Source organism: Streptomyces sp. NPDC058877, from assembly GCF_042742855.1.
Taxonomy (GTDB): Bacteria; Actinomycetota; Actinomycetes; order Streptomycetales; family Streptomycetaceae; genus Streptomyces.
In genome coordinates, this window is record NZ_JBHYMF010000160.1 from 1 (window position 1) to 16416 (window position 16416).

Genomic DNA, 16416 nt, shown 5'->3' on the forward strand with positions numbered 1-16416 from the left:
GCACCCGTGGCTTTCACGCGAGGCGTGATCGGGCTCACTTCCGCCGCCACGTATCGAACACGAGGGCCGCTCCGTCGTACTGGGCGTACGACCGTTCACCGTCCGAGGAGCCTTGAAGTGACGCCCCACCCCGATCCGTCCCCCGCGCCCGATGTACTGCCGCAGCCCCTGCTTGCGACCGCCCGGGCCGCGCGTCGTGAGTTCCTGACCACCCTGGAGCCGCTGCGGGGCGAGCTGTTCCGGTACTGCCGTCGTCTGACCGGCAGCGTCTGGGACGCCGAGGACCTGGCCCAGGAGACGCTCGCCCGAGCCCTCGTACGCGCGGCGCAGTCCCACCAGCCGGTCGAGCGGCCGATGGCCTGGCTGGTGCGGATCGCGACAAACGCCCACCTCGACCAGGTCCGTCGCCCCGCCCCGCTTCTCGTCGAGCCCTCGGAGCGTGCGGCGCCCGCTCTCGCCGATCCCGCCGAAGTACGGGACGCGCTCGGGGAGATGGCCACCCTGCTGGCGCCCCAGGAGCGTGCCGCCGTCGTACTGAAGGACGTGTTCGACCTGTCGCTGAAGGAGATCGCCGCCGTGCTCAGTACCACCGAGGGGGCGGTCAAGGCCGCGCTGCACCGGGGCCGCGGACGCCTGACCGCCCCCGACCGGGCCGCCGCCCTCGCCCGCCGCACGGCTCCCGACCGCGACGTTCTCGATGCCCTGGCGGCGGCGTTCACCGCCTACGACCTGGACGGGCTGGCCCGGCTCTTCGTCGAGGGAGCGGTCAGCGACGTCATCGGGATGGCCCACGAGGTCGGACGGGACCAGATCGCCACCGACTCGCTGCACCACACCCTGGTCCTGGAGTCCTCCGTCCGGTGGCGTGCCGAGGTCGAGGAGTTGGACGGCGAACCGCTGGTGCTGATGTGGGCGACCCCGACCGACGGCGACGGCCCCGAGGCGGTCGAGGACGCCCTCCGCGCGGAAACGGCCGGTGGCGCCATCACGCGTCTGCGTTGGTACTTCTTCTGCCCCGACGTCCTCGCCGAGGTCGGCGACCGCCTGGGCGTCCCCTACCGGACCCACGGCCACGGCCGGTGAGGCCATCGGACCCCAGGCCGTGAGGGGGCGATGCAGGCGTTCGGCCGGGTCGCGGTGATGACCCGGGGAACCCATGTGGCGGACGGGGGCACGCGGCTTCGCTCAGGACCGGTCAGGACGCGCCGGGGTCGCGGTGGTGGGCGGCGATGCCGAAGCTGCGCTGTTCGCCGGGAGCGGAGTCGACCGCACGGAAGCCGGAGACGGAACTGACTACCTGCTCGTCGGAAGGCTTCTCCGCAGCTTCGAGTTCTGCCAGGTCAGCAGCGGACACCAGGGCGACGAGGGGCTTCCCGTGGCGGGTGACGACGACGCGTTCACCGCCGTACACCACGCGGTTGATGAGGTCGGCGAGCTCAGCCCGCGCTTGCGTCACCGGGATCTCGTAGGTCATGCTCCCCATCTTACGGTCTGTACATCCTGTACATTCCTTGAGAAGAGATGGAGGTGCTCAGTCATGGATGGCCGCTACGTCTTGCCCGAGTTCACGGAGCACGGCAGCTTCGGCGTGCGAACCCTCGACCCCTACGCAAAGCTCCTGGACTCGCGGATCGTCCTCCTGGGCACGCCGATCGACGACACCTCAGCCCATGACGTCATCGCGCAACTCCTGCACCTCGATCACGCGGCCCCCGGTCGGGACATCGCGCTCTACATCAACTCCCCCGGGGGGTCGGTCAGCGCCATGACCGCGATCCACGACACCCTGCAGGCCCTCTCCTGCGACGTAGAAACCACATGTCTGGGCCGGGCCGGAACCACCGCCGCCGTCCTGCTCGCCGCCGGCACCCCGGGCAAGCGCCTGGTCCTCCCCGGGGCTCGCGTCACCCTCTGCCAACCGACCTCGGACGGCCCCCTCCAGGGGAGGCCGGACGAACTCGAGGTCCACGCGCACGAACTCCTGCGACAGCGCGCCCTGCTGGCCGGTCTGCTCGCCGAGCACACCGGGCAGGAGCGCGAGCAGATCGACGCCGGCCTCGACCGCCTGACGGTCCTGGACGCAACGGCAGCCGTCGCCTTCGGACTGGCGGACCACATGGTCTCCAGCCGGCGCGGCACCGACGCCACCCGGTGAGCCGACCGTGGTGCCCGAACTCCCTCCGCTGCCCGCACTGACCCGAGCCGAGGGCGAGTTGGTCGATGCCTACCTCGAAGTCGTGGACCTCCTCGGAAAGATCAACCCGTCCCGGGGGGCACACACCTACGGCGCCCTACGGGCGGCGCAGGCCCTGGTGGGGCGCGCGGTGGCACTGCGCGACGCCCTGACCCTCATGCACATGCGGGGCGAGAGCGAGGTCCACGCGGACACCCTGGCCCGCGCCCTGCGGGTATTGGACGGCGAGCGGCGCACCGATCGGGTCACCGTCCCACGGACCCGGGCGAGTTGACATTGCGGCATGTCGTGTCGAGGTCCGGACGGACGACGAACGACGCAGGAGCCCTCCCTCGTTCGGCGTAGCAGACGAGTCGACATGTGGAGGGGGGAAGTTGCACAGCAGGTGTACGCATCTGGCGCAATGCGGCATTCCACCGCTGGTGCGGGGCTCGTCAACCTCCCCTCCAAAGCTCGCTAAAGCATCTTGTCCACCCGAACGGATCAGTCGTGAGGAGCCTCACATATCGCCGTTTCAGCTCGGTTTTCGACCCGTACATGGGTCAAGATCCCTGTCGACGACAAGCCCCCGCCATCCGAGGCGGGGCGGTCCGGGCGGACGCCGAGTCCTGCCGCCGTCCGGGCGTCTGGTCGACAGGAGTGGATCGGCAGGAGCGGAGGACCCGAGCAGTACGGGACCCGAACGCTGCTTCGCGCAGCGGTCCGTCCCTTGGGGTGAAGCCGCAGCCGCGGCCGGGCATCTTCGCCTGCCCGAACCCGACAGGTCATCCTTCGCAGGCGGCTGACGAAGGGTTGCGCATGACTGCGCAGATGCACGTCCCGTCCCTGCTGTCCCGGGCCGGAGCCGTCTCAGCTCTGACCCTCGCCGCCGTCGGCGGCACGATGCTCGCACCGGGTGCGACGCCGGAGGCCCAGGCAGCGACCACCTACGCGAACAAGGCACTGAGCATCGCCGCCTCCAAGAAAGGAGCCCCGTACCGCTACGGGAGCGCCGGACCCAGCAGGTTCGACTGCTCCGGCCTGACGCTCTACGCGTACAAGAAGGCGGGCAAGTCGCTGCCCCGGACCGCGCAGCAGCAGTACAACAAGACCCGTCACGTCTCCGCCGCCAGCAGGCAGAAGGGAGACCTGGTCTTCTTCCACTCCGGCGGGAGGGTCTACCACGTGGGCATCTACGCCGGCAGCGGCAAGATCTGGCACTCGCCCAAGACGGGCTCCTGGGTGAAGCTCGACAAGATCTGGACCTCGAAGGTCCTCTACGGTCGCGTCTAGTGCCCCGTCCCGGGCACTGATCCAGGCCGGGGGGCGGTGGCGCCGCCGCACCCCCGTCGTGGAGCGGGAGTTCGACCGGTGCGCCTCAGGCGTACGAGCCCGACACCGGTGTCGGAGCCCAGGGAAGCGTGATCCACACCGTCTTGCCGCCCTCTTCGGTCGGCGTGACCGAGAGCCGGCCGCCCGCCTCCGCCGCGAGCGAGCGGATGATGACCATGCCCCGACCGTTGTCCTGCTGGACCGCTGCCGGAAGACGACGGGGCCAGCGGGGATGGCTGTCGGTGACGCCGATGTGGAGCCGCTCCTCGCGCTCCCAGCGGACGTCGACCGTGAAGGTGGGCGACTGGCCGAAGGTGTGCAGCACCGCATTGGTGGCCAGTTCCGAGACCATCAGACGGATCGCGTCCGCCAGGTCGGCGGCGGCGTCGAGGCCCCACCCGTCGAGGACCTCTGCGACGAACCGCCGGGCCATGGGGACCGACGCGGGATCGCTCGGCAGCGTGACGGTTGCTTCTTGGTGGTCTGCCATGGCGACGCTGTCCCTTTCCCGCCGGGGCTCATGCCCCGGATCGCGCTTCGCGTCAGAGTGCCACCGATCGTGCCGCGCCGACAGGCGTTCCTCCAAGATATGTCCCCGTCTGTCGCCCGAAGCGGTGAACTCTTCTTCCCGTGAACCCCTTTGGGGCCACCGACGGACCGTCAGACCCCTGGAGCGGTCCGGAGGACCGTCTCCACCGCACGGCGGATCTGCTGGTCCGTGAGATCGGCCCGGGCCGTGAGCCGCAACCGCGAAATGCCGTCGGGAACCGACGGGGGCCGGAAACAGCCCACCGCCAGGCCCTGTCCGCGACAATCCGCGGCCCAACGCAACGCGGCCTCCGGAGAGGGGGCGCGGACCGAGACGACGGCCGCCTCGGGGCGGGCCGCGGTGAGGCCGGCCTCCGTGAGCAGGCAGTGCAGCGTGGTGGCGACGGTGCGGGCCCGCTCGGCGAGCCCCGGTTCGGCCCCGATCAGGCGCAGGCTCGCGAGAGCACCACCCGCGGCGGCGGGGGCGAGCCCGGTGTCGAAGATGAAGGTGCGGGCCGCGTTCACGAGGTGCTCGATCACCCGGGAGGGTCCCAGGACGGCGCCGCCCTGGCTACCGAGGGACTTGGACAGGGTGAGGGTGGCGACGACGTCCTCGTCTCCCGCGAGCCCGGCCTCGTGCAGGGCACCCCGGCCGCCGTCGCCGAGGACGCCGAAGCCGTGGGCGTCGTCGACGACGAGCCCGGCGCCCCGGCGCCGGCACGCCTCGGCGAGGGCGGGCAGCGGCGCCTTGTCACCGTCCACGGAGAAGACCGAGTCGCTGACCACCAGGGCCCGACGCCCGGGGTGCGCGTCCAGCGTCTTGGCGACGGCCTCGGGGTCGGCGTGCGGGACGACGGCGGTCTCGGCGCGCGCCAGACGACAGCCGTCCACGATCGAGGCGTGGTTGGCCGCGTCGGAGACGACGAGTGAGTTCCGGTCGGTGAGCGCGGTGAGCGCGGCGAGGTTGGCGGCGTAACCGGAGGAGAAGACGAGGGCCGCCTCGAAACCGCAGAAGTCGGCGAGTTCGCGCTCCAGTCGGGTGTGCAGCCGGGTGGTTCCGGTGACGAGTCGGGATCCGGTGGAGCCGGCGCCCCAACGCCTGGCCGCCTCGGCCGCCGCCTCGGTCACCTCGGGACGGCGGGTGAGTCCGAGGTAGTCGTTGCTCGCGAGGTCGAGGAGGTCCGACTCGGCCGCCCGGGGTCGCAGCACACGGACGAGACCGGCCTCGGTCCGGCGGCGCGCCTCGGCGTCGGTCCAGTCGAAGGCGGTGCGGCGCGGGTCCGCGGCGGGTGCGTCGTCGGCCAGTGGCATACGGCGTTCCTTTTGTAGGCAGCGCACAGACCCTAGCCGTAGGAGGCCGGGGTCGGGATGTGGTCATCCACACACCCCGATCGGAGTCGTTTGTTCAGATCCTCCTTGGCCCGAGGGCCGGCGGTAAGCAAGGATCAGCAATTATGGACCTGCTGAACACGCTGGTGGAGAAGGGGTTGCGGCGCGAGCTGCCGACCCGTGAAGAAGCGCTCGCCGTACTGGCGACCTCGGACGACGAACTGCTCGATGTGGTGGCGGCGGCCGGCAAGGTCCGTCGCCAGTGGTTCGGGCGCCGAGTGAAGCTCAACTACCTGGTCAACCTGAAGTCCGGACTCTGCCCGGAAGACTGCTCGTACTGCTCCCAGCGGCTCGGTTCGAAGGCCGAGATCCTCAAGTACACCTGGCTGAAGCCGGACGAGGCCTCGCAGGCCGCGGCCGCCGGTGTCGCGGGGGGCGCGAAGCGGGTCTGTCTGGTGGCCAGTGGCCGCGGTCCGACGGACCGGGACGTGGAGCGCGTCGGGAAGACCATCGAGGCCATCAAGGAACAGAACGAGGGCGTCGAGGTGTGCGCCTGCCTCGGCCTGCTTTCGGACGGCCAGGCGGAGCGGCTGCGGGGCGCCGGCGCCGACGCGTACAACCACAACCTGAACACGTCCGAGGGCACGTACGGGGAGATCACCTCCACCCACACCTACGCGGACCGCGTGGACACCGTGCAGAAGGCGCACGCCGCCGGTCTGTCGGCCTGCTCGGGCCTGATCGCCGGCATGGGCGAGAAGGACGAGGACCTGGTCGACGTCGTGTACGCGCTGCGCGAGCTCGACTCGGACTCGGTGCCGGTCAACTTCCTGATCCCGTTCGAGGGCACCCCGCTCGCCAAGGAGTGGAACCTCACCCCGCAGCGCTGTCTCCGGATCCTGGCGATGGTCCGTTTCGTCTGCCCCGACGTGGAGGTGCGGATCGCCGGTGGTCGCGAGGTCCACCTGCGGACGATGCAGCCGCTGGCACTGCACATCGCGAACTCGATCTTCCTCGGCGACTACCTGACCAGCGAGGGCCAGGCCGGCCAGGCCGACCTGGACATGATCGCGGACGCGGGCTTCGAGGTGGAGGGCGCCGGGACGACCACGCTGCCGAAGCACCGTGCGGACGCCCTCGCCGCTGCCGGGGCGACCGGCGGCTGCGGCTCGAAGCCCGCCGCGGGCTGTGGCCCGGAGGCCTCGACCGGCTGCGGCGGGCACGCGGAGGAGGGCGGCGGCTGCGGCCCCTGCGGGGGGCACGCGGCGCCGGAGGCACCCGCCGGGGTGTCGGAGACCGAGGACTCGGCGAACCACGCCCGGACCGATCTGGTGGCCGTCCGCCGCCGGGGTGCCGGCACGGACCTCGCGCCGAATGCGTAACGCCGAACTGCTCGACCTGGACCGGGCGCACGTCTGGCATCCGTACGGGCCCATGCCGGGCCGGTCGGAACCGCTGGTCGTCGCGTCCGCGTCCGGTGTGCGGCTCCGGCTCGCCGAACCCGTCGAGGGGCGGGACGAGTTGGTCGACGGCATGTCCTCGTGGTGGTCGGCGGTGCACGGCTACAACCACCCCGTCCTCAACGAGGCGGTGCGCGGCCAGCTGGACCGGATGAGCCACGTCATGTTCGGCGGGCTCACCCACGAGCCGGCCGTCCGGCTGGCCGCCCGGCTCGTGGAGATCACCCCGGAACCGTTGCAGCACGTCTTCCTCAGCGACTCGGGCTCCGTCTCCGTCGAGGTCGCGGCCAAGATGTGCCTGCAGTACTGGCGCTCGCTCGGTCGCCCCGAAAAGCGGCGGCTCTTCACCTGGCGCGGCGGCTACCACGGGGACACCTGGCAGCCGATGTCCGTGTGCGATCCCGAGGGCGGGATGCACGAGCTGTGGTCCGGGGTGCTCCAACGACAGGTGTTCACGGACGCCCCTCCGGCCGCGTACCGGGAGTCGTACGCCGCGCTGCTGCGGACCGCGATCGCGGAGCACGCGGACGAGCTCGCCGCCGTGGTCGTCGAGCCGATCGTGCAGGGCGCGGGCGGGATGCGCTTCCACGACCCGAGGTACCTGCGGGTGTTGCGGGAAGCCTGCGACGCGCACGACGTGCTGCTGGTGTTCGACGAGATCGCGACCGGGTTCGGGCGGACGGGCACGCTGTTCGCCGCCGACCGGGCGGGGGTCTCCCCCGATGTGATGTGCGTGGGCAAGGCGCTCACCGGGGGCTACCTGTCGATGGCGGCGACCCTCTGCACGAGCCGCGTCGCCGACGGGATCTCGCAGGGCGAGGTCCCCGTCCTCGCGCACGGACCGACGTTCATGGGGAACCCGCTGGCGTCGGCGGTGGCGCTCGCCTCGATCGACCTGCTGCTCTCCCAGGACTGGCAGGTCGAGGTCAAGCGGATCGAGGAGGGCCTGCGGGACGGGCTCGCTCCGGCGGCCGACCTCCCGGGCGTGCGCGACGTACGGGTGCTCGGCGCGATCGGGGTCGTCCAGCTCGACCACGAGATCGACATGGCGGCGGCGACGCGCGCGGCGGTCCGCGAGGGCGTGTGGTTGCGCCCGTTCCGGGACCTCGTCTACACGATGCCGCCGTACGTGACCGGGGACGAGGACCTGAGCCGCATCTGCACGGCGGTGCGTGCCGCCGCGGCAGCGGGCTGACACCGGGTCCGGCGTCCGTTCCGCCGCGGGTGGAGCTCCCTCCCCGTCCGCGGCGGGGCTGCCGGCCACCGCCGGTGCCGCCCCTTCCGCTCCCCCGCCCGAAGCACCGGGCCCCGCACACCTGTGAGACAAGGACACTTCCATGACCGTCATCGTCGTCAGCGGCACCGGGACCGAGATCGGCAAGACCGTCGTCACGGCCGCCGTCGCCGCCGTGGCCACGGCCGCAGGCCGGTCCGTCGCCGTCCTGAAGCCCGCACAGACGGGCGTCGGACCGGACGAGAGGGGGGTCGCGGACGAGGTGGTGCGCCTCGCCGGCGCGGCCACCTCGTCCGCCCTGGGCCGTTTCCCGGAGCCACTGGCACCCGGGACGGCCGCCCGACGTGCCGGGCTCCCCCCGGTCGGGCCCCGGGAGGTGGCCGAGGCGGCCCGGAAGCTCGCCGCCGCACACGACCTGGTGCTCGTGGAGGGCGCGGGCGGGCTCCTCGTCCGCCTCGACGAAGGGGGCGGCACGCTCGCCGACGCGGCCTCCCTGCTCGACGCGCCGGTCCTGGTGGTGGCGCCGGCCGGCCTGGGGACGCTCAACTCGACGACCCTGACGGCCGAGGCGCTGCGGACCCGCCGCATCGAACAGCTCGGCGTGGTCGTGGGCAGCTGGCCGGAGGCTCCGGATCTGGCGGCGCGCTGCAACCTGGCGGACCTGCCGGTGGCTGCGGGCGCCCCGCTGCTCGGCGCCGTGCCGGAGGGTTCGGGGACGCTCGCCCCGGCCGCCTTCCGGGCTGCGGCGAGCGGCTGGCTCGCCCCGGCGCTCGGCGGCACGTGGGACGCGGAGGCGTTTTCGGCGGCGGAGGCGGCGCCGGTGTCCGTAGGCTGAGGACATGCGCGCACACGTTCAGGAGATCGTCTTCGACTGCGCCGATCCGGCGGTGCTCGTCCGTTTCTGGGCCGGGCTCCTGGGCGGCGAGCCCGTCGACCGGAGCCCCGACTGGTCGTACGTGGATCCGCCGGAGTTCGTGCGGATCGCCTTCCAGCGGGTGCCGGAGGGCAAGGCCGTGAAGAACCGGGTACACCTGGACCTGGAGGTGCCCGACCCGAAGCGGGCCGCCGAGGAAGCCCTGTCGTGGGGGGCGGAACCGGTCGGACGGCTCGTCACGGACGAGCAGGGTTCCTTCCAGGTCGTGCGGGACCCGGAGGGCAACGAGTTCTGCTTCGTGACCGGCTGAGGAGGTCGTGGTGCACCCGTCCTCGGACCCCGTCCGGACGCCGCGCGTCCATCACCCCGTCTTCGCGCGCTTCTACGCCCGCTTCAGCGCCTCGGCCGACGCACGGGGCGGCGTCGGCGCACTCCGTGCGGAGCTGCTCGCCGGGCTCGCCGGCAGGGTGGTCGAGATCGGCGCCGGGAACGGGCTGAACTTCGCCCACTACCCGGTCGCGGTCACCGAGGTCGTCGCCGTCGAACCGGAGCCCCGGCTGCGCCGGCTCGCCGAGGAGGCCGGGCGCCGGGCCCCCGTCCCGGTGACCGTCCTGTCGGGGACGGCCGAGGCGCTGCCGGCACCGGACGCCTCCTTCGACGCGGCGGTCGCCTCCTTGGTGCTGTGCACCGTACGGGACGTGCCGGGGACCCTCGCCGAGTTGCGGCGAGTGCTGCGTCCCGGCGGAGAACTGCGCTTCTTCGAGCACGGGAGGGCCGACGCCCCGGGGCTCGCACGGGTGCAGCGGACCCTCGACCGCACGGTCTGGCCGCTGCTCTTCGGAGGCTGTCACACCTCCCGCACTCCGCTCGGGGCGATCGAGGAAGCCGGTTTCGACCTCCTCGCCCACCGCTCCTTCGACCTTCCGGACCGAGGCCCTCGGCTGCCCTCCTCGCCCTGTGTCCTGGGCACGGCCCGCCGCTGAGGGGTCTGCGTCCGCCTGCCGGAACTCCGTGGCGCCGCCGCTGCGCCGCGTGGTGGGATCCGACCGTGAGCGATCTGCAGATCCGTGCCGCAACACACGCCGATGTCCAGGCCGTACTGACCTTCTGGAAGGAGTCCGCGGAGGGGACGTCCGTCTCGGACGACGTGGACGACGTGGACGGCGTGACCCGTCTGGTCGAGCGCGACCCCGGAGCCCTGCTGCTGGCCCTCGTCGACGGAGTGGTCGTCGGCTCGGTGATCGCCGGCTGGGACGGCTGGCGCGCCTCCCTCTACCGGCTCGCCGTCCTGCCCTCGCACCGCCGCCGGGGCATCTCCAGCGCATTGCTGCGGACCGCCGAGGAACGGTTCCTCGCGCTCGGCGGACGCCGCGTGGACGCCATGGTCCTGGAGGCCAACGCGACCGGCCGGGCCCTGTGGGAGGCCGCCGGGTACCGGCGCGAGGACCACTGGCGCCGCTGGGTGAAGCCGCTCGCCCGCTGACCGGCCGGGGCGAACACCAGCCGGCTTTGCCCGTCCTTTACCATGGTGATTCATCCCGACGACCGAAAGGCGTGAGCGTCCGCCCATGGGCGAGCCTCCCAGTAGCACTGGTTCCGACATCCGACATCGCGCGATCCGCGTCCCTCTGACTGATCATGGGACGGAGGTGAACCGATGACCGAAGTGCTTCTGCTCGTGGTGGCGCTCCTCCTCGCGCTCCTGTGCGGCGTGTTCGTCGCGGCCGAGTTCTCGCTGACCACCATCGAGCGCGGCGAGCTCGAAGCCGCCGTCGAGCGCGGCGAGCGGGGAGCGGCGAGCGCCCTCAAGGCCGTCCGCTCGCTCACCTTCCAGCTCTCCGGCGCCCAACTGGGCATCACCGTGACCAACCTGGTCGTCGGCATGCTCTCCGAGCCCTCGATCGCCGCACTGCTCCGGGGCCCCGTCGAAGCGCTCGGGCTCTCGCCCACCGTGGCTTCCTCGATCGCCCTCGTCCTGGGCACCGCCCTGTCGACCGTCGTCCTGATGGTCGTCGGCGAGCTGGTACCCAAGAACTGGGCGATCTCCTCGCCGCTCGCGGTGGCGAAGGTGGTGGCCACTCCGCAGCGCATGTTCACGGCCGCCTTCAAACCGCTGATCAGCCACCTCAACAACACGGCGAACCGGATCCTGCACCGCCTGGGCATGGAGCCGACCGAGGAACTCGCTTCCGCCCGCTCCCCGCAGGAGCTGGTGGCGCTCGCCCGGCACTCCGCGAAGGAGGGCGCCCTGGAAGCGGACACGGCCGAACTGTTCGTCCGCACCCTCAACCTGGCGGAGCTCGACGCGGAGAACGTGATGACGCCCCGCGTGCAGGTGACCGCACTGGAGGTGCACGCCACCGCCGAGGACGTCGCCAACGCGACCCGCGCGACCGGCCTGTCCCGCTTCCCCGTCTACCAGGGCAGCCTGGACACCGTCGTCGGCATCGCGCACATCAAGGACGTCCTCGCCATACCGGCCGAGGAGCGGCCCCGTCGCCGGATCGGCGAGATGCTGCGCGAGCCGCTGCTCGTCCCCGAGACGCTCACCGTGGACCGTCTGCTCGACCGCCTGTCGGGCAAGCAGACGATGGCCGTCGTCATCGACGAGTACGGGGGCACGGCCGGAGTCGTCACCCTGGAGGACATCGTCGAGGAGGTCGTCGGCGAGGTGCGCGACGAACACGACCCGCACGAGACCCCGGACCTGGCTCCGGCGGGCCAGGACGCGGACGGACGTGAGTTGTGGTCCGCCGACGGCGCCGCCCGTACGGACCAGCTGGCCGCGATCGGCCTGCGGGTGCCGGACGGCCCGTACGAAACGCTCGCGGGCATCCTCGCGACCGAACTCGGCCGCATCCCGGCCGCCGGGGACAGCATGGAGCTCGCCGGCTGGCGCCTCGACGTCGTCGACGCCTCGGGCCGACGCGCCGCACGGGTGCTGCTGCACGCTCCCGCCCACGACGTCGAGGACGAGTCCGGGGAGGGTGACCGATGACCGCGATCCAACTGCTGATCGGTCTGTTGACGCTGGTCGTCAACGCCTTCTTCGTCGGCGCCGAATTCGCCCTGATCTCGGTGCGCCGAAGTCAGATCGAGCCCCTGGCGGACTCCGGGAACCGACGGGCGCGCAGCGTCGTCTGGGGCCTGGAGCACGTCTCCGCGATGCTCGCGGCGGCACAGCTCGGCATCACGCTCTGCACCCTGGTCCTCGGCATCGTGGCCGAGCCGGCCATTGCGCACCTGCTGGAACCGGTCTTCGACGCGGTCGGCGTCCCGCACGGCCTGGTGCACCCGATCTCCTTCGTGATCGCGCTGTCGCTGGCGACCTACCTGCACATGCTGCTCGGCGAGATGGTGCCGAAGAACATCGCGCTCGCCGAGCCGACGCGCTCCGCGCTGCTCCTCGGCCCTCCGCTGGTGGCGCTGGCGCGGGCACTGCGACCGGTGATCTTCACGATCAACACCTTCGCCAACACCCTGCTCAAACTGCTGCGGGTGGAGACCAAGGACGAGGTGTCGGCGACCTTCTCGGACGACGAGTTGGCCCGGATGGTCACCGATGCGGGGCACGCCGGCCTCCTCGACGACCGGGCTACCGAGCGCTTGCACGACGCCCTCGAGCTGGGTCGGCGCCCCGTACGGGACGTCGTGATGCCGGCGGAGAGGGTGGTGTACGCACGGGTCGGCACCACTCCGGAGGAGTTGGAGGCACTGTCAGCACGGACCGGGTTCTCCCGTTTCCCGGTGCTCGACTCCGAACGGCGCATCCTCGGTTACCTGCACGTCAAGGACGCCCTGGACGTCACGCCGCGTGACCTGCCGTTCCCGGTGTCGGCACTGCGGCCGATCGCCCGGGTCCGGGCGGCGACGCCGCTGGACGACGTCCTGACCGCGATGCGCCGCAGCAGGACGCACCTGGCGGCCGTGCTCGACGAGAACGGGAAGCCGGCCGGCCTCGTCACGATGGAGGACGTGCTGCGCGAACTGGTCGGGCGGCCGGCAGCACCGTGACGCGTCGAAGCGCCGAGGGCCCCGGGAGCGATCCCGGGGCCCTCGGGCACGTCAGAGCACGGTGGCGGCGAGCCAGTCGTCGAGCAGGCCCCGGTCTCCGGTGTGCGTGAAGCGCGGGTCGTCGGCCGGGTGGCGGCGGTGCAGCAGGAGCAGCAGTTCCCCGGCGGTGTCCGCCTCGACGCCGGTGGCCGGCTGTACACCGGCGCTCGCCCCGTTCGACCGGCTCCAGGTGAAGCCGCCCCCGCCGAGCACGAGGGTCCAGACCGCGCCGGTGTCGCGGGCCGTGAGGCGGAGGGCGGAACCGTCGCGTCCGAGCTGGGCGAGCGGCTCGGCGATCCGGGGGACGTACGGCGCTTCCCGGAGGAAGTGGTCGACGGCCGCCTCGGCCGTGGCGGGGTCGAGGGGGTCCGCCGTCCCGGAGACGGCGAGCTGTGCGTCGACGAGGTGGACCAGCGTCTCGAAGAGCACGTGCCGGGGGTAGTGGCGGACGTGCGGGTCGGAGCCGGGGGACCACACCGGGGCGTCCGGGTCGGCAGCGCCGACGACGGCGGCGAACCGCTCGGCACCGGCGACGAGCCAGTCGGGCTGGAGGGCGGGGTCGGCCGGCGGATCGAGGGGGACCTCCCGTGCGAGGACCCGGGTGCTGGACCGGGTCCTCACGAGGTGCTCGGCCCAGCGGTGCACGGTACCCAGGTGGCGGGTGAGGTCCGCGAGGCTCCAGCCGGGGCAGGTGGGCACCGGGGTGGTGGGATCGGCGTCTCGGACGGTGGCGGCGAACAGCCTCGCCCGGTCCAGAACGGCCTCACAGACGGCGGCGTGGGCGTCCTCGGTGAGGCCGAAGCCCCCGGAGACCTTCAGGAGCTCCGTGCGCCGGGGGCCGGGGGGCCGTCGGAGCGCGACTTCCCGGAAGAGTCCGTCGAGGGTGCGTCGGTCGGCGGCGTCGAGCAGGTCCAGCGTGTGTGCGGTGCCCTCCAGCCACTTCACCGCCGTGTCCGGATCGAGCACCGCGTCGTCGCAGGTCTCGACGTTCGTCACCAGCTCGGCCAGCGCCTCGGCCAGCGCGCTGAGGAGCGCGTCGCTCATCGGGTTTCCCCTCCCGGGTTCTCCACGGCAGCCCTCGCATACCGCGCGGTATGATCGCTCCGCCATGGAGATCAATGCCACGTACAACAGTCTCGTCGCCGTCGGGGACAGCTTCACCGAGGGTATGTCGGACCTGAAGCCCGACGGTTCCTACCGGGGCTGGGCCGACGTCCTCGCGGGGCGCCTCGCCGCCCGCTCCCCCGGTTTCCGCTACGCCAACCTGGCCGTGCGCGGAAAGCTCATCGGCCAGATCGTGGAGGAGCAAGTCGACCTGGCCGCGGGCATGGAGGCCGATGTGGTGACCCTGGTCGGCGGGCTCAACGACACCCTCCGGCCCAAGGTCGACATGACCCGGGTCCGGGACCTGCTCACCGAGGCAGTGGAACGCCTCACACCCGCCTGTGGCCAGCTGGTCCTGATGCGCAGCCCCGGCCGCAACGGTCCGGTGATGGAGCGGTTCCGCCCCCGGATGGAGGAGCTGTTCGCCCACCTCGACGCGCTCGCCGACCGGCACGGCGCCCTGGTCGTCGACCTGTACGGGTCCCCGCCCCTCGGCGACCCCCGCCTGTGGGACGTGGACCGGCTCCATCTGACCGCGGACGGCCACCGACGGGTCGCCGAGGCCGTGTGGCAGACGCTGGGCCTGCCGGCCGAGGAGGACTGGCGCGCGCCGTTGCCCCCGGCCGTGCGGCCGGGGTGGGCGAGCCGACGCATCGCCGACGCCCGTTTCGCCAAGGAACACCTGGGGCCGTGGATCGGTCGACGGCTCACCGGCCGTTCCTCGGGCGACGGTCGTGCGCCCAAGCGTCCCGAGCTGCTGCCGTACGGACCGCCGCCCGGTGTGCGGGAGGGGCGGGACGCCCCCGCGTGACCTGCGTCTCGTAGCAAGCTCCACACGGGACGGTGGCGCTGGCCTGCAGAAATCGCCAGTAAACTCTGTCCACGTGACTGCTGTGACTGCGAAGCCCCGCATCCCCAACGTTCTGGCCGGCCGCTACGCCTCCGCGGAGCTCGCCGTCCTCTGGTCCCCCGAGCAGAAGGTGAAGCTGGAGCGCCAGCTGTGGCTCGCCGTACTGCGTGCGCAGAAGGACCTCGGGATCGAGGTTCCGGAGGCCGCCCTCGCGGACTACGAGCGCGTGCTCGACCAGGTCGACCTGGGCTCCATCGCCGAGCGCGAGAAGGTCACCCGGCACGACGTCAAGGCGCGGATCGAGGAGTTCAACGCCCTCGCCGGCCACGAGCACGTCCACAAGGGCATGACCTCGCGCGACCTCACCGAGAACGTCGAGCAGCTGCAGGTCCGGCTCTCCCTGGAACTGGTGCGGGACCGCACGGTCGCCGTCCTGGCCCGCCTCGGCAAGCTCTCCGCCGAGTACGCGGAGCTGGTCATGGCCGGCCGCTCGCACAACGTCGCCGCTCAGGCGACGACCCTCGGCAAGCGCTTCGCGACCGCTTCGGACGAGCTGCTCGTGGCGTACGCACGCCTGGAGGACCTCCTGGGCCGCTACCCGCTGCGCGGCATCAAGGGCCCCGTCGGCACCGCGCAGGACATGCTGGACCTGCTCGGCGGCGACGCCGGCAAGCTCGCCGAGCTGGAGCAGCGGATCGCGGGCCACCTCGGCTTCGCGCACGCCTTCACCTCGGTCGGCCAGGTCTACCCGCGCTCGCTCGACTACGACGTGGTCACCACCCTGGTGCAGCTGGCCGCGGCCCCGTCCTCGATCGCCAAGACGATCCGGCTGATGGCGGGCCACGAGCTGGTGACCGAGGGCTTCAAGCCCGGCCAGGTCGGCTCTTCCGCGATGCCGCACAAGATGAACACCCGCTCCTGCGAGCGCGTCAACGGCCTCATGGTCATCCTGCGCGGCTACGCCTCGATGACCGGCGAGCTGGCCGGCGACCAGTGGAACGAGGGCGACGTGTCCTGCTCCGTGGTCCGTCGGGTCGCGCTGCCGGACGCCTTCTTCGCACTGGACGGCCTGCTGGAGACCTTCCTCACCGTGCTCGACGAGTTCGGCGCCTTCCCCGCCGTGATCGCCCGCGAGCTCGACCGCTACCTGCCCTTCCTCGCGACCACCAAGGTCCTCATGGGTGCCGTGCGCGCCGGCGTGGGTCGCGAGGTCGCCCACGAGGCCATCAAGGAGAACGCGGTCGCCTCCGCTCTCGCCATGCGCGAGCAGGGTGCCGAACGGAACGAGCTCCTCGACAAGCTGGCGGCCGACGAGCGGATCCCGCTGGACCGTGCCCAGCTCGACGAGCTGATGGCGGACAAGTTGTCCTTCACGGGTGCCGCCGCGGACCAGGTCGCGTCCGTGGTGTCCCGCATCGAGGAGATCCTCAAGCAGCACCCGGAGGCCGCCGCCTACGCTCCCGGGGCGATCCTCTGACC

At 72.1% G+C, this 16416-nt stretch carries 18 protein-coding genes and 1 riboswitch; of the genes, 14 read left to right on the forward strand and 4 right to left on the reverse strand.

The genetic code is table 11. The annotated features are described in order from the left end of the window. Positions 1–117 precede the first annotated feature (117 nt). A complete protein-coding gene (locus tag ACFW2Y_RS27810) occupies positions 118–1083 on the forward strand; it encodes a sigma-70 family RNA polymerase sigma factor (RefSeq protein ID WP_384884691.1) in 966 nt (321 codons plus the stop codon). A 112-nt stretch (positions 1084–1195) separates the two neighbouring features. On the opposite strand, the gene ACFW2Y_RS27815 is transcribed toward ACFW2Y_RS27810, so the two are convergent. Next, positions 1196–1474, reverse strand: coding sequence for a type II toxin-antitoxin system Phd/YefM family antitoxin (locus tag ACFW2Y_RS27815; RefSeq protein ID WP_384884693.1), 279 nt, complete (start codon positions 1472–1474; stop codon positions 1196–1198). Positions 1475–1537: 63 nt separating this feature from the next. Between ACFW2Y_RS27815 and ACFW2Y_RS27820 the strand changes: the two genes are divergently transcribed. The 3 genes from ACFW2Y_RS27820 to ACFW2Y_RS27830 all read left to right on the forward strand — a co-directional run bounded on the left by ACFW2Y_RS27820 (position 1538) and on the right by ACFW2Y_RS27830 (position 3466). Beyond that, complete coding sequence (locus tag ACFW2Y_RS27820; protein ID WP_384884695.1) at positions 1538–2155, forward strand: ATP-dependent Clp protease proteolytic subunit; 618 nt, start codon at positions 1538–1540, stop codon at positions 2153–2155. Positions 2156–2162: 7 nt separating this feature from the next. Then, entirely contained in the window at positions 2163–2468 is a 306-nt protein-coding gene (locus tag ACFW2Y_RS27825; RefSeq protein WP_384884697.1) for a hypothetical protein, read from the forward strand. 315 nt (positions 2469–2783) lie between these two features. Further along, positions 2784–2989: riboswitch (cyclic di-AMP (ydaO/yuaA leader) on the forward strand. Between the two features lie 3 nt (positions 2990–2992). Next, on the forward strand, positions 2993–3466 hold the full coding sequence (locus ACFW2Y_RS27830; protein ID WP_384884699.1) for a C40 family peptidase: 474 nt from the start codon (positions 2993–2995) through the stop codon (positions 3464–3466). Positions 3467–3551: 85 nt separating this feature from the next. Here ACFW2Y_RS27830 and ACFW2Y_RS27835 read toward each other — a convergent pair whose 3' ends face one another. Continuing rightward, positions 3552–3995: an ATP-binding protein gene (locus ACFW2Y_RS27835; protein ID WP_384884700.1), complete on the reverse strand. Its 444-nt coding sequence runs from the start codon at positions 3993–3995 to the stop codon at positions 3552–3554. Between the two features lie 170 nt (positions 3996–4165). After that, positions 4166–5344 carry an 8-amino-7-oxononanoate synthase gene (locus ACFW2Y_RS27840; RefSeq protein WP_384884702.1) on the reverse strand — a complete coding sequence of 393 codons (1179 nt, stop codon included), beginning with the start codon at positions 5342–5344 and terminating at the stop codon, positions 4166–4168. 143 nt (positions 5345–5487) lie between these two features. Between ACFW2Y_RS27840 and bioB the strand changes: the two genes are divergently transcribed. The 8 genes from bioB (at position 5488) to ACFW2Y_RS27880 (ending at position 12944) form a co-directional block, all read left to right on the forward strand. Then, positions 5488–6744, forward strand: coding sequence for a biotin synthase BioB (gene bioB, locus ACFW2Y_RS27845; RefSeq protein WP_384884704.1), 1257 nt, complete (start codon positions 5488–5490; stop codon positions 6742–6744). Next, positions 6737–8017, forward strand: coding sequence for an adenosylmethionine--8-amino-7-oxononanoate transaminase (locus ACFW2Y_RS27850; RefSeq protein ID WP_384884705.1), 1281 nt, complete (start codon positions 6737–6739; stop codon positions 8015–8017). The genes bioB and ACFW2Y_RS27850 overlap by 8 nt, the downstream gene beginning before the upstream one ends. Positions 8018–8159: 142 nt before the next feature. Further along, positions 8160–8891: a dethiobiotin synthase gene (bioD, locus tag ACFW2Y_RS27855; protein ID WP_384884706.1), complete on the forward strand. Its 732-nt coding sequence runs from the start codon at positions 8160–8162 to the stop codon at positions 8889–8891. A 4-nt stretch (positions 8892–8895) separates the two neighbouring features. Next, a complete protein-coding gene (locus ACFW2Y_RS27860) occupies positions 8896–9240 on the forward strand; it encodes a VOC family protein (protein ID WP_384884707.1) in 345 nt (114 codons plus the stop codon). Between the two features lie 10 nt (positions 9241–9250). Beyond that, the gene (locus tag ACFW2Y_RS27865) at positions 9251–9913 is read left to right on the forward strand and encodes a class I SAM-dependent methyltransferase (RefSeq protein WP_384884708.1); all 663 of its coding nucleotides are present in this window, start codon (positions 9251–9253) and stop codon (positions 9911–9913) included. 65 nt (positions 9914–9978) lie between these two features. Next, positions 9979–10413, forward strand: coding sequence for a GNAT family N-acetyltransferase (locus ACFW2Y_RS27870; protein ID WP_384884710.1), 435 nt, complete (start codon positions 9979–9981; stop codon positions 10411–10413). 174 nt (positions 10414–10587) lie between these two features. Beyond that, positions 10588–11928 (forward strand): hemolysin family protein, encoded by a 1341-nt coding sequence (locus tag ACFW2Y_RS27875; RefSeq protein ID WP_384884711.1) that lies wholly within the window; start codon positions 10588–10590, stop codon positions 11926–11928. Continuing rightward, on the forward strand, positions 11925–12944 hold the full coding sequence (locus ACFW2Y_RS27880; protein WP_384884712.1) for a hemolysin family protein: 1020 nt from the start codon (positions 11925–11927) through the stop codon (positions 12942–12944). The genes ACFW2Y_RS27875 and ACFW2Y_RS27880 overlap by 4 nt, the downstream gene beginning before the upstream one ends. Positions 12945–12995: 51 nt before the next feature. On the opposite strand, the gene ACFW2Y_RS27885 is transcribed toward ACFW2Y_RS27880, so the two are convergent. Then, positions 12996–14027: a maleylpyruvate isomerase N-terminal domain-containing protein gene (locus ACFW2Y_RS27885; RefSeq protein WP_384884714.1), complete on the reverse strand. Its 1032-nt coding sequence runs from the start codon at positions 14025–14027 to the stop codon at positions 12996–12998. A gap of 64 nt (positions 14028–14091) precedes the next feature. On the opposite strand from ACFW2Y_RS27885, the gene ACFW2Y_RS27890 reads away from it, so the two are divergent. Together ACFW2Y_RS27890 and purB are read left to right on the forward strand one after the other, a co-directional pair. Beyond that, positions 14092–14898, forward strand: coding sequence for an SGNH/GDSL hydrolase family protein (locus ACFW2Y_RS27890; protein WP_384884715.1), 807 nt, complete (start codon positions 14092–14094; stop codon positions 14896–14898). Between the two features lie 73 nt (positions 14899–14971). Further along, positions 14972–16414 (forward strand): adenylosuccinate lyase, encoded by a 1443-nt coding sequence (gene purB, locus ACFW2Y_RS27895; protein ID WP_384884717.1) that lies wholly within the window; start codon positions 14972–14974, stop codon positions 16412–16414. Positions 16415–16416 lie beyond the last annotated feature (2 nt).